This is a genomic window from Arthrobacter sp. 10T419 (genome assembly GCF_056394105.1).
The window spans coordinates 194,023-205,979 of record NZ_JBFTHF010000003.1 but is presented as its reverse complement, the minus strand read 5'-3'; the positions used below and the strand labels follow the sequence as shown (position 1 = coordinate 205,979).

The 11,957-nt window shown below is 65.9% G+C and carries 12 protein-coding genes; 7 read left to right on the top strand and 5 right to left on the bottom strand.

The window, feature by feature from the left end; genetic code table 11:
• Positions 1-53: 53 nt before the first annotated feature.
• The 3 genes from AC1DBD_RS07235 (at position 54) to AC1DBD_RS07225 (ending at position 3,625) form a co-directional block, all read left to right on the top strand.
• Positions 54-800 carry an HAD family hydrolase gene (locus AC1DBD_RS07235; protein ID WP_476981740.1) on the top strand — a complete coding sequence of 249 codons (747 nt, stop codon included), beginning with the start codon at positions 54-56 and terminating at the stop codon, positions 798-800.
• A 54-nt stretch (positions 801-854) separates the two neighbouring features.
• Positions 855-3,191 carry a glycoside hydrolase family 65 protein gene (locus AC1DBD_RS07230; RefSeq protein ID WP_441418076.1) on the top strand — a complete coding sequence of 779 codons (2,337 nt, stop codon included), beginning with the start codon at positions 855-857 and terminating at the stop codon, positions 3,189-3,191.
• A 128-nt stretch (positions 3,192-3,319) separates the two neighbouring features.
• Entirely contained in the window at positions 3,320-3,625 is a 306-nt protein-coding gene (locus AC1DBD_RS07225; RefSeq protein ID WP_441418075.1) for a putative quinol monooxygenase, read from the top strand.
• Between the two features lie 19 nt (positions 3,626-3,644).
• On the opposite strand, the gene AC1DBD_RS07220 is transcribed toward AC1DBD_RS07225, so the two are convergent.
• On the bottom strand, positions 3,645-4,367 hold the full coding sequence (locus tag AC1DBD_RS07220; protein ID WP_476981739.1) for an HAD family hydrolase: 723 nt from the start codon (positions 4,365-4,367) through the stop codon (positions 3,645-3,647).
• 73 nt (positions 4,368-4,440) lie between these two features.
• On the opposite strand from AC1DBD_RS07220, the gene AC1DBD_RS07215 reads away from it, so the two are divergent.
• Positions 4,441-5,136 carry a FadR/GntR family transcriptional regulator gene (locus AC1DBD_RS07215; protein ID WP_441418073.1) on the top strand — a complete coding sequence of 232 codons (696 nt, stop codon included), beginning with the start codon at positions 4,441-4,443 and terminating at the stop codon, positions 5,134-5,136.
• Here AC1DBD_RS07215 and AC1DBD_RS07210 read toward each other — a convergent pair.
• Genes AC1DBD_RS07210 through AC1DBD_RS07195 form a run of 4 tightly spaced genes read right to left on the bottom strand, consistent with a single transcriptional unit; the run spans position 5,133 to position 8,007 of the window.
• Positions 5,133-5,792, bottom strand: coding sequence for a transaldolase family protein (locus tag AC1DBD_RS07210; RefSeq protein ID WP_476908897.1), 660 nt, complete (start codon positions 5,790-5,792; stop codon positions 5,133-5,135). The two genes, AC1DBD_RS07215 and AC1DBD_RS07210, sit on opposite strands and share 4 nt — an antisense overlap.
• 8 nt (positions 5,793-5,800) lie before the next feature.
• A complete protein-coding gene (gene rbsD, locus AC1DBD_RS07205; RefSeq protein ID WP_441418071.1) occupies positions 5,801-6,220 on the bottom strand; it encodes a D-ribose pyranase in 420 nt (139 codons plus the stop codon).
• A 10-nt stretch (positions 6,221-6,230) separates the two neighbouring features.
• Positions 6,231-7,184 (bottom strand): ribokinase, encoded by a 954-nt coding sequence (locus tag AC1DBD_RS07200; RefSeq protein WP_441418070.1) that lies wholly within the window; start codon positions 7,182-7,184, stop codon positions 6,231-6,233.
• Positions 7,185-7,209: 25 nt separating this feature from the next.
• A complete protein-coding gene (locus AC1DBD_RS07195; protein WP_441418069.1) occupies positions 7,210-8,007 on the bottom strand; it encodes a sugar phosphate isomerase/epimerase family protein in 798 nt (265 codons plus the stop codon).
• Positions 8,008-8,278: 271 nt separating this feature from the next.
• Here AC1DBD_RS07195 and AC1DBD_RS07190 point away from each other — a divergent pair, with 271 nt between their 5' ends.
• The 3 genes from AC1DBD_RS07190 to AC1DBD_RS07180 all read left to right on the top strand — a co-directional run bounded on the left by AC1DBD_RS07190 (position 8,279) and on the right by AC1DBD_RS07180 (position 11,956).
• Positions 8,279-9,805, top strand: coding sequence for a sugar ABC transporter ATP-binding protein (locus tag AC1DBD_RS07190; RefSeq protein WP_441418068.1), 1,527 nt, complete (start codon positions 8,279-8,281; stop codon positions 9,803-9,805).
• Entirely contained in the window at positions 9,802-10,818 is a 1,017-nt protein-coding gene (locus AC1DBD_RS07185) for an ABC transporter permease (protein WP_441418067.1), read from the top strand. Before AC1DBD_RS07190 ends, AC1DBD_RS07185 begins: the two co-directional genes overlap by 4 nt.
• 154 nt (positions 10,819-10,972) lie before the next feature.
• Positions 10,973-11,956, top strand: coding sequence for an ABC transporter substrate-binding protein (locus AC1DBD_RS07180; RefSeq protein ID WP_441418066.1), 984 nt, complete (start codon positions 10,973-10,975; stop codon positions 11,954-11,956).
• Position 11,957: the final 1 nt, after the last annotated feature.

Here is an 11,957-nt window from a genome sequence, read left to right as displayed (position 1 = left end):
CCACCAACTTTTCCAAGACTTTCCCCGCCACCGTCTGAAAGGACATTCGCCCCATGACTGAGACCTCCAACGCCGCCGGCGCACCGGCAGACGTGCTCGCCGGCGCCTCCGCCATCCTGTTCGACCTCGACGGCGTCCTGACCCCCACCGCGGTGGTGCACGAGCGTGCCTGGCAGGAACTCTTCGACGGCTTCCTCAAGAGCGTGCCGGAGGCCCCGGGCTACCGCGAGAGCGACTACTTCGACCACATCGACGGCAAGCCCCGCTTCGACGGCGTCCGTGACTTCCTGGCTTCGCGGAACATCGTGCTGCCGGAAGGCCCCGCCGACGACGATCCGGCGCACGACACCGTGCACGGCCTCGGCAACCGCAAGAACAAGGTGTTCAACGACATCGTGGCCGCCGGCGGCGTGCAGCCCTTCGAGGGCTCCGTCCGCTTCATCGACGCCGCGCTCAAGCGCGGACTCAAGCTCGCCGTCGTCTCCTCCTCCCGCAATGCCGTCCCGGTGCTGAAGGCCGCCGGGCTCTCGGACTATTTCCCGGTGGTGGTGGACGGCGTCGTCGCGGTGTCGGAGGGACTGCCGGGCAAGCCCAGCCCGGCCACCTACCAGTACGCCGCACGGCTGCTGGGACTTCCCAGTGAAGAGTGCGTCGTCGTCGAAGACGCCGTCTCCGGTGTCCAGGCTGGAAGCGCGGGGAGCTTCCACTCGGTCATCGGCGTGGACCGCGGAGCGGGCCGGAAGACCCTGTTCGATGCCGGCGCCACGATCGTGGTCAACGATCTGGCCGAACTGCTCTAGCCGGCCGCCGCCACCACCCACCCGCACAACCGTCACCGCCAAAGGACCCCAACCATGGCTCTCATCACCTCGGACCGCGCCAGGTTCCCCAATGACCCCTGGCAGCTCGTGGAAACCGTCCACCTGCCGGGCAATGCCGGAACGCTGGAGACGCTTTTCAGTCTCGGCAACGGCCACCTCGGCATCCGGGGCGCCCACTGGGCGGCCGCCGACGCCGAGCTTCCGGGCAGCTTCATCAACGGCTTCCACGAGATCTGGGACATCAAGCACGCGGAAAATGCCTATGGCTTCGCCCGCACCGGCCAGCGCATCCTTTACGTTCCGGATGCCAACAACTTCGTCGTGGTCATCGACGGCGAGATGCTCACGCTTGAGGAATCCACGGTGCTGGACTACCGGCGCAGCGTGGACTTCGCCACCGGCATCTACGAATGCCGGATTACCTGGCAGTGCCGTTCCGGCGCCACCGTGACCACCACGGAACGCCGCGCGGTGGGGTACCAGGCGCGCGGCGCCCTCGGCATCTCGCTGGAAGTTGCGGCGGACCGGGACATCTCCGCGGACGTGACCTCCGCCGTGGTGAACCGGCAGGACCAGCCGGTAGAGGACCACTCGGCGCATGACCCGCGCCGCGCCGGCCGGCACGCCGGCCGCGTGCTGCTCCCGGTAAGGCTCGACGGCGGCGACGGTTCGCTCCGGCTCTCCTGGGAGGCCGCCGAGTCCAAGCAGCGGCTCGGTATGGCCGTGGACCACTGGACCTCCGCCGGAGTCCAGCCGTTCGACACCCAGGTGGACCAGGACGACAGCAGCGTCCGCTACGTCCTGGCCGTCAGCGCGGATACACCGTTCGTGCTGGAGAAGAGCGTCTCCTACGCCGTGGGACGCGCCGCAGCCGCGGATGAAGACCTCGCCGACACCGCCGAGCGGGCCCTGTTGCCCGTCGCCGAGATCTTTGCCCAGAGCGTGGCGCATTACCGCGACTACTGGACCACCAGCGACATCGTGGTGGGCGGCCAGGCCGAGCTGCAGCAGGCCATCCGCTGGAACCTTTTCCAGCTGGCCCAGGCCACGGCCTGTGCAGACGTGGCCGGCATTCCGGCCAAGGGCGTGTCCGGCTCCGGCTACGACGGGCACTACTTCTGGGACCAGGAGGTGTACCTGCTGCCCTACCTGACCTACACCAGCCCCGCCAACGCCCGCCAGGTCCTCGAGTTCCGCCACGACCTGCTCCCTGAGGCCAGGGTCCGCGCCAAGGAGCTCAGCGTGGACGGCGCCCTGTTCCCGTGGCGCACCATCAACGGCCTGGAAGCCAGCGCCTACTACGCCGCCGGCACCGCGCAGTTCCACATCGCCGCCGCGGTCGCCTTCGCCACGAACCGCTACATCTGGGCCAGCGGTGACGCCGGGTTCCAGGAGACCCTCGGCTCCGATCTGCTCATCGAGACCGCCCGGATGTGGGCCTCACTGGGCTTCTTCGGCAAGGACGGGCTGTTCCACATCCATGGCGTGACCGGCCCGGACGAGTACACCGCCGTCGTCAACGACAACCTCTACACCAACGTCATGGCCCGCTTTAACCTGCGCGCCGCCGCGGCGCTGGACCACCCGGGCATCGACGACGCCGAGCGTGAGGTCTGGGAGCAGGCGGCGAACCGGATGCAGCTGCCCTACGACGAGGACCTTCAGGTCTACTCGCAGGACAACGACTTTATGACCCTGGAGCCGTGGGACTGGGACACGCCGCGGTCCAAATACCCGCTGCTGCTGAATTTCCACCCGCTGGTGATCTACCGGCACCAGGTGCTCAAGCAGGCGGACACGGTGCTGGCGATGTTCCTGCAGTGGCAGGACTTCACCGCGGAGGAAAAGCGCCGCGCCTTCGACTTCTATGACCCCATCACCACCGGCGACTCCACCCTGTCCGCCTGTGTGCAGGGCATCATGGCCGCCGAGGTCGGTTACGGCAAGGCCGCGCTGGACCACTTCATCCACGCGCTGTACATCGACCTGGACGATACCCACGGCAACACGATCGACGGCGTGCACATCGCCTCCACCGGCGGGGTCTGGAGCTCGCTGGTCAGCGGCTTCGCCGGCCTCCGGGACCAGGGCCAGGTGCCGTACTTCGATCCCCGGCTGCCGGCCGAATGGGATTCCCTGTCCTTCCACCTGAAACTCCGCGGCGGCCTTCTGCATGTCGAGTTGGACCACGCGGCGCTCCGGCTGACCGTCCGGGAGGGCGCGCCGCTGGACGTCGACGTGCGCGGAGAACGGTTCACCGTGGGCAGTGAACCGGTGGCCGTGCCGCTACACGCCGTGGTGAGCCCGGAGCCAACCGTGTTCCCAGGGCCGGCGACGGCGTCGATCCCGGTTGTGCGCGCCGTCAACTAACGGGTAGCGGCCGCGGCGCCCGTCCGGCGCGCAGTCATTACGGGGGGAGTGCCTGCGCCACCGCGTCAACGCTTCGCTCCGACCGCCTGGACGGCTAGAGTCGGATCCACCGAGGGAGAGGAATGCCAGTGCCTGTTGCTTTGTATGCTGAATTTACGGTCAAGGCCGGGTCCGAGGACCGGGTCGCGGAGATGATGGCTGAGTTGACTGCCAGGGTTCGCGGGGAGAGCGGGAACATTGTCTTCGATCCGCACACGCGGCGTGAAAATCCGAATGCCTACTTTGTCTATGAGATCTACCGCGACGAAGAGGCATTCCGGGCGCACATCGCCGCGGACCACAGCAAGGCCTTCAACGCCGAACTTGGCGCCCTGATCGAGGAAGACGGCTCGGAGCTCAGCTGGCTCACCCCGGTGGCGGCAACCGAACCCTAGGCGCTCCCGGCCCCAGGCGCTACGACCCTTGGGGGCCTTCGGCGCGGCCGTGGTCCGCGGCGGCGATGACCGCATGCAGGTCGGGGACGCCGCGACCTGCCAGGGTGGGCCAGATCGTCAGTCCGTCGGCGGCCGGCAACGGCGCGAGGTGCGGGACACCGACCGTCGGCAGTCCGGCTGAACGGGCCGCGCGGGTTCCGGGCAGCGAGTCCTCGATGGCGACGACCCTCCGGCGGGAGAGCCGCGGCCGGGTGCGTTCGAGGTGGCGGAACGCGGTCTGGTAGGCCTCGGGATGCGGCTTGCCCTGGGTAACCATGTCCCCGGTCACCGCGAGTTCGAAGCTGTTGGCCGGAAAGTGGTTCAGGATGTCGCCAACGATGTGGCGATGGGACATGGTCACGAGCACGCATGGCACGCCGTGCGCCCGGAGGCCGGCCAGCAGCTCCGCGGCACCCGGACGCCAATGAACGCTTTCGCTGATGCGGTCCCGGACGCCTTCCATGACCCGCCGGGCGATCTCTTCGAAGGACAGGCGGACTCCCGCGCGTTGCAGGACCTTGATCGAGTCCGCCTGGGACCGGCCCATGATCGACAGCGCCTGGGACTCTGTCCAGGTTCCACCGAAGCTCTCGACCAGTTCCGTCTGTACCGCGGTCCAGTGGCGCTCGGTGTCCACCAGCGTGCCGTCGAGATCCCAGAAGACCGCCTCGAGTTCAATCCCCTGGCTGCGGATGGGTTCCACGCGGCTCCTTGTCTCTGTGACCGGTCCGGGTTGGCGGCATCGGGCCGTTCCGGTGGTGAACTATGCTGGGCGAATGGCCCTAACGGATGATGCGATCGCCAGAATCAAGGACATGATTCTCACCGGCGAGTTGTCGCCCGGAGACAAACTCCCTCCGGAAAATGACCTGAGTGAAAAGCTGGGGCTCTCCCGCAGTTCCCTGCGGGAAGCCGTGAAGGCCCTCGAAACCATCAGGGTACTGGATGTCAGACGCGGTGACGGGACCTATGTCACGAGCCTCGAGCCGGCCCTGCTGAAGGAATCCGTGGCGTTCATGGTGGATCTCAGCCGTGATTCCTCGGTCCTGGAACTACTCGAGGTACGGCGGATCCTGGAAGCCTCGGCGGCCTCGCTCGCGGCGCAGGCGATCTCGCCGGAGCAGCTCGCGCTGCTGCACAAGGAGATCGACGACGTCGACGTCGAGTCGGCGGAAAACCTCGTCGAACACGACCTGAACTTCCATGCGCTGATCGCCGAGGCCTCGGGCAACTCCTATCTGGCGAGCCTGCTGTCCGGGCTCAACAGCCGCACCGTGCGCGCCCGGGTGTGGCGGGCCCTCACGGAGCAGGACGCCGTCGCCCGGACTCTCGCAGAACACCGGGCGATCGCGGACGCGCTGGCGAACCACGATGCCGACCTGGCCCGGGCGCTGACGATCGTCCACGTCAGCGGCGTTGAACACTGGCTCAGGCGCTCCCTGCCGGCCAAACCGGAACGGCCCGGGTCCTAGCCGCCCACCTCCATCCGCGCGGATTCGGCTTCGAAAACCTCCACCGCGGCGGCCGTCAGCGGGTCCGCGAAGAACTTATGCCACGTGGCCGGTCCGAAGGTGAAATGGGAGACCCCCAGCCGTGCCAGCGCCGAGATCTGGGCCGTCTCCCGCAGGCTTGCCACCAGGAGTTTCAGCGGCGAGGCCCCGGCGGTGATGCACTGCTGGATGGCGGCGATCTCTCCGGCCCCGTCCCGGCCGGCGTCGTTCATCCGGCCCAGGTACGGGGCCAGGAACTCCGCGCCGGCAGCCATGGCGGGCAGCGCCTGCTCCCGCGCATAGACGGCCGTGACCAGCACCCGCACACCCCGGTCCGCCAGCGCCCTGGCCGCCGCGACGCCCTCTGCGGTGGCGGGAACCTTCACCACGAGGTTGTCGCCCAGCGAGTGGATCCAGTCGCCGCGGTCCTCCAGCTCGGCCCGGGTGGAACCCCAGGACTGGACGAATACCGTGCCGGCGCCGGCCGCGGAGGCCCAGTCGACCAGCTCAGGAATCTGTCGGTTGAGCACACCCGCGCCGGCGAGGATGCTGGGGTTCGTGGTCAGTCCCGCGAACAGGCCGCTGCGCAAGAGCGGTTCGGCCTCGGCCCGCGTGGCCGTGTCCAAGTAGAAGTGCATGGCCCCGCCTAGTCCTTGCCCGGGCCGTAGGCAACACCGGCGTGCAGGATCACGTTTGCGTACGGAGTGAACTCGCCCGAACGTACGGCCGCGCGGGCTCCGGACGTCTGCGCCTTGAACTCGGTGTGCGGCACGAACTCCGGCACGACGCCCGCCGTTTCGAGGCGTTCCAGGATCTGCGCCAGCATCGCCGGACTCGCCTCGCGGAGCTCTTCGGCCAGAGTCGCACCCTCGATCACCAACTCTGCCAGCACGGCATCGAGGACCTTGAGGAACGGCGGTTCGGAGGGGAAGTAGGCCAGATCCACGCGCTCGACCCCGGCCGGGATGGGCAGGCCCGCGTCGGTGACCACCAGGGTGTCCGTGTGGCCGGTCTCGGAAACAATGCGCGACAGCTGCCCGTTCAGGATTCCTTGGTTCTTTCTCATGCGGGTACTCCTAGTAGCTCGGGACGTTGTCGGAAAGGAACAGCTCGACGTCTGCCGCGGAGGGAAGGCTGGGTGACGCCCCCTTCTTGGTCACGGCCAGTGCCCCGGCAGCCATGGCGCGCCGGATCGCGTCGTCAATGGGCAGGCCGGCAGCAAGCGAGGCGCCAAGGTAGCCGGAGAACGCGTCCCCGGCGGCCGTGGTGTCCACCGCCGTGACAGGGAAGGACTCGAAGACGGCCTGCCGGTCGGCAGTGACCAGGACCGCGCCGGCGGAGGCGAGAGTGATGATGGCGCCGCCGGTTCCCTGGGCCAGAAACCACTCTCCGGCGCGGATGGCGCTGGCCTGGTCCGTGACCGGAATCCCGGTGATCAGGCTCGCCTCCGTCTCGTTCGGGGTCACATAGTCCACGCTTGCCCAGGTCTGCTGGTCCAGCGCGGCGGCCGGCGCCGGGTCCAGAATGACCGTCAGCCCGGCCGCCCGGGCTGCCCGGACCGCGTGCGCGGCCGCTTCCCGGGGGATCTCGAGCTGGGTCAGCAGTACAGATGCCCTGGCCGCCAGCCGCGTGATCGCGGCGGTGATCTGTTCCGGCCCCAGATGGTCATTGGCGAGCGGCACCATCACAATGTCGTTTTCGCCGGAGTCGTCCACCCTGATGTGGGCGATTCCGGTGGGAGCTTCGACCACACGCAGCTCGCTGGTGTCGACGCCGTGGTCCTCCAGCCCTCCCGTGACCAACGGCCGGAAGAGGTCGTTGCCCACGCACCCCACCATGAAGGAGGGTGCGCCGGCGAGGCCGCTCGCGACGGCCTGGTTGGCTCCCTTGCCTCCCAGCAGCAGGGTGAACTCCTCGCCGAGGATGGTTTCCCCTCTTTTTGGCAGTCTTTTGGAAAAAGTCGTGACGTCCGCAGTGATGCTGCCGACGATGATGACGCCTTGTCGGCCGTTTCCGCTCTGGTTTGTCATATGTCAGTCCTTATAGATCAGATGTTTAGTGCTTTGCGATGGAGGCGACCGACTCCAGCTGGCCCCGGATAAAGTCGTTGGCGTGGGCGCCCAGGTCCGCCGAATCGTCCCACAGGTTGCGCCAGACGCCCAGGGTGTTGCTCAGGTGTTCGTCCACCACGGCGGAGGAGAAGGATTCGAAGACCACGGGGCCGTCGTAGCCGGTGAGGGCGAGGCCGCGGAAGAAGGCGCCGAAGTCCACGTTGCCGGAGCCGAGGTAGCCGCGGTGGCTCTCGCCGATGTGCACGTAGCCCAGCTTGTTGCCCGCCGCCAGCACGGGGCTCAGCAGGTCCGGCTCCTCGATGTTCATGTGGTACGTGTCCAGATGCAGGTAGACGTTGGGGTGGCCGATCTCCTCGATGAACCCCAGGGCATGCCTGCCGGTGTTGAGCAAGTTGCTTTCGTAGCGATTCACCACTTCCAGGCCGAGGCGGATGCCGAGAACTGCTGCGCGCTCCGCGAGCCGCCGCAAGGCATCGGCGCTGTTGCGCCGGCCTGCTTCAGTAGCGGGCCTGGAATACTTCTGCATGGCGCTGTAGATCACGCCGCACAGGTAGTCCGCCTCAAGATCGTGCACGATTTCCAGGCACTTGTTCAGGGTCTCTTCGCCCCTTGCGACCACGGCCGGATCCTCGCTGCTGAGGTCGGTCTGCGCGGTCAGACCTAGCGAGGCGGTGGCGGCCAGCCCTTGTTCCTTGAGGGAGCGGGAGGCCTGCTTCGGGTCGAAGGACCATGGGTCCATAAGCGGGATTTCCAGTAAGTCGAAGCCGGCTTCGGCCGTCATTCGTGCTGACTCCGCGAAAGAAATCGGGTCCAGCGAGCCGTTCCAGACTAGGCTGTGGCAGCCAATCATCATATGTTTCTCCCATAACGATTTCTAAACATCCGACCAAAGGGTGTGTTTTAGGTCATATTTGACCTTACTCTAGTTATGGACCAAGGATAGATACATCGAGATACAAGTTGAGGCCGGCAGTGTTGCCGGCCGTCGTCCGAAATCCACCGAGTACCGGCCGCAAGGCACCAGCGTTATCTCCGAAGAAGTAGGTGAGACAGTGGGTGAACCACTACTGAAGGTCGAAGGGATCAGCAAAAGCTTTCCCGGCGTCCAGGCTCTGAGTGATGTCCACTTCGACGTCCATAAAGGCGAGGTTATCGCCCTCGTCGGCGAGAACGGCGCAGGAAAGTCCAGCCTGATGAAGATCCTCTCCGGCATCTACCAAAAGGATGCCGGGACCATCTACCTCGAAGGCGTCCCGGTCCAGATCGACGGCCCGCGCCATGCCCAGGAACTCGGCATCATCATCGTCCATCAGGAAATGAACCTGATGTCCCACCTCACGGTGGCCCAGAACATTTACATCGGCCGCGAGCCGAGGCGTCTCGGCGGCCTTCTGTTGGACGAGAAGAAGCTGAACCGGCAGACCGCCGAACTGCTAAGCCGGCTTGGGATCAAGGAATTCGCCCCGACCGACCTGGTCGAGAACCTCACCGTCGCGAAGCAGCAGATGGTCGAGATCGCCAAGGCGCTGTCCTTCGACGCGAAGGTCGTCATTATGGACGAGCCGACGTCGGCCCTCACCACCTCGGAGACCGAGACCCTGTTCCGCCTGATCGGGGACCTCCGCGACCGCGGCGTAGGCGTGATCTACATTTCCCACCGGATGGAGGAGCTGAGGCGGATTACCGACCGCATCACCATCCTGCGCGACGGGAAATACATCGCGACCATGGATACCGCCACGGCCAGCCAGCACGAAGTGATCAAGCTGATGGTCGGCCGGGAGATCGACGAGAACGCCCGACCGGAGAACGTCCGCCGGGACAACGTGGACGACGTTGTCCTGCGGGTGGAAAACCTCAGCACCCGGAAACTGCTCAAGGACGTCAGCTTCGAGCTGCGGCGCGGCGAGATCCTGGGATTCTCCGGACTGATGGGTGCGGGCCGGACGGAACTGGCCCGGGCCATCATCGGCGCGGACCGGATGACCGAGGGGCGGATCTTCGTCAACGGCAAGGAAGTCAAGATCGGCCAGCCCGCCGACGCCGTCAAGCACGGGATCGGCTACCTGTCCGAGGACCGCAAGAGCCTGGGCCTGCTGCTGGACCGTGACGTGAACACCAACATCCTGCTGTCCTCGCTGGGCAACTACACGAATCCCGTTGGGTTCATGAAGTCGGGCTCGGGCAAGGGCACCTCCCAGAAGTACATCGACTCGCTCCGGATCAAGACGCCGTCGATGTTTGCGACCACGAAGAACCTCTCGGGTGGCAACCAGCAGAAGGTCGTCATCGCCAAATGGCTGGCCCGCGACTGCGACATCCTCATCTTCGATGAGCCGACGCGCGGCATTGACATCGGTGCGAAGGAAGAAATCTACCGCTTGCTCAACGACCTGGTGGCGCGGGGCAAGTCGATCATCATGATCTCCTCGGAACTGCCGGAGGTCCTCCGGCTGTCCCACCGGATCATGGTCATGGCCGGAGGCCGCATCACCGGGGAAATCGACAGCGACGGTGCTGATCAAGCAACAATCATGGACTACGCCACACGTGTGGAGCAGCAGGGAGCGGAAAAATGAGCGAAGTAAAGTCTGAACCGCGCACGGAGGCGCCCGCGGGCGCGGTCAAGCGCGAATCACCCAGGGGATCCTTCCTGCGCCAGCGGCTGCAGCAGTCGCTGGCCTTCGGAACCCTGATCGTCCTGCTTGCCTTCTTCTCCCTGGCCAGCGGCAACTTCTTCACCTGGACGAACATCTCCGGAATCCTGCTGTCCACCGCGGTGATCGGCATCCTGGCGTTCGGCACCACACTCGTGATCATCACCTCCGGAATCGACCTCTCGATCGGAACGGGCATGACGCTGTGCTCGGTGGTCACGGGCCTTTTGCTGGTGAACCTGCAGCTCCCGCTGTACATTGGCGTGCTGGGCGGCATCGCAACGGGCGCCTTGATGGGCCTGATCAACGGCCTGAACGTTTCCATCCTGAAGCTTCCGCCGTTCATCGCCACCCTGGCCATGATGCTGATCGCCCAGGGCCTTGCCCTGGTCCTCTCCGGCGTACGGCCGATCTACTTCAGCAAGGTGCAGGGTTTCAAGGACATCGCCCTGGGCCAGCTCATCCCGGGCCTGCCCAACGCCGTCCTGATCCTGGTCCTGACCGGCATCGCGGCGTACCTGGTGCTCGGCAAGACCCTGCTGGGCCGCTACATCTTCGCGATCGGCAGCAACGAGGAAGCCACCAAAATTTCCGGCGTCAACACCGGCAAGTGGAAGATCCTCGTCTACACGGTCGCGGGCATCTTCACCGGCGTGGCCGGCGTCGTCATCGCCGCCCGCCTCGACTCCGCGCAGCCGCAGCTGGGATCCGGCTACGAACTGCAGGCCATCGCCGCGGTCATCATTGGCGGAACCTCCCTCCTCGGCGGCCGGGGCTCGGTCCTCGGCACCCTTATCGGCGCCCTCATCATGAGCGTGCTGATCAACGGCCTGCGCATCATGTCGGTGCAGACCGAGTGGCAGACCGTCGTGGTGGGCATCGTGATCCTCGTCGCCGTGTTCACCGACTCGCTGCGCCGCCGCCGGGAGGCCTAGGCGGGGCCCGCCGCAGCCCACCAGGCCGGCGACCGGGCCACGGAAAAATTAGTTCCAAAAATAACTTGTATCTACCTGTACTTAACGTTCGAAACCAACAACAATGGTCAAGGGCCCGCAATGTTGCCGGCCCGCTCACTGGATGGAGATTTACATGAAACTCGGCAAAAAGACCCTCGCGGCGGGCGTCCTCGCCGCAGCTCTTTCCTTGACCGCCTGCGGCGGCTCCGGCAGCGCGACCCCCAGCGGCGGGGGCGATGGCGGTACCCCGTACGTGGCCATGATTTCCAAGGGCTTCCAGCACCAGTTCTGGCAGGCTGTGAAGAAGGGTGCCGAGGATAAGGCCAAGGAACTCAACGTCAAGATCACCTTCGAGGGCCCGGCTGCCGAAACCGAAGTCGATTCGCAGCTGCAGATGCTCCAGGCGGCCATCGACAAGAAGCCGACGGCGATCGCCTACGCCGCCCTGGACCCGGAAGCCTGTGTCCCGGCGATTGAGCAGGCCAAGGCAGCCAACATCCCCGTGGTCCAGTTCGACGCCGGCTGCAAGAGCGACTACCCGGTGAACCTGGCCAAGACCAACAGCATGGATGCCGGCGCCATGGCGGCCGACCACATGGCTGAACTGATCGGCAAGAGCGGCGAGATCGCCGTCGTCGGCCACAGCCAGATCAACAGCACCGGTGTGGAACGCCGCGACGGCTTCCTGAACGAGATGAAGGCCAAGTACCCGGACATCAAGGTTGTCGACGTCCAGTACGGCGACGGTGACCACCTGAAGTCCGCGGACATCGCCAAGGCGATGATCCAGGCCCACCCGAACCTCAAGGGCCTCTACGGCACCAACGAGGGCTCGGCCGTCGGCATCGTCAACGCCGTCACCGAACTCGGCCTCAAGCCGGGCAAGCTCACCGTCATCGGCTTCGACTCCGGCAAAGCCCAGCTCGACGCGATCCGCAGCGGTCTGATGGCCGGCGCCATCACGCAGGATCCGATCGGCATGGGTGCCGCCACGGTGCAGGCCGCGATTGACGCCTCCAAGGGCAAGTCCATGGCGAAGGTCACTGACACCCCGTTCTACTGGTACGACAAGAACAACATGGACGACGCCAAGATCGCAGCTGTCCTCTACCAGTAAG

Excerpts from the sequence above, each read along its gene's own strand:
- AC1DBD_RS07235 (WP_476981740.1), top strand. The coding sequence starts at position 54 with ATGACTGAGACCTCCAACGCCGCCGGCGCACCGGCAGACGTGCTCGCC.
- AC1DBD_RS07230 (WP_441418076.1), top strand. The coding sequence starts at position 855 with ATGGCTCTCATCACCTCGGACCGCGCCAGGTTCCCCAATGACCCCTGG.
- AC1DBD_RS07215 (WP_441418073.1), top strand. The coding sequence starts at position 4,441 with ATGGCCCTAACGGATGATGCGATCGCCAGAATCAAGGACATGATTCTC.
- AC1DBD_RS07210 (WP_476908897.1), bottom strand. The coding sequence starts at position 5,792 with ATGCACTTCTACTTGGACACGGCCACGCGGGCCGAGGCCGAACCGCTC.
- rbsD (WP_441418071.1), bottom strand. The coding sequence starts at position 6,220 with ATGAGAAAGAACCAAGGAATCCTGAACGGGCAGCTGTCGCGCATTGTT.
- AC1DBD_RS07200 (WP_441418070.1), bottom strand. The coding sequence starts at position 7,184 with ATGACAAACCAGAGCGGAAACGGCCGACAAGGCGTCATCATCGTCGGC.
- AC1DBD_RS07195 (WP_441418069.1), bottom strand. The coding sequence starts at position 8,007 with ATGACGGCCGAAGCCGGCTTCGACTTACTGGAAATCCCGCTTATGGAC.
- AC1DBD_RS07185 (WP_441418067.1), top strand. The coding sequence starts at position 9,802 with ATGAGCGAAGTAAAGTCTGAACCGCGCACGGAGGCGCCCGCGGGCGCG.
- AC1DBD_RS07180 (WP_441418066.1), top strand. The coding sequence starts at position 10,973 with ATGAAACTCGGCAAAAAGACCCTCGCGGCGGGCGTCCTCGCCGCAGCT.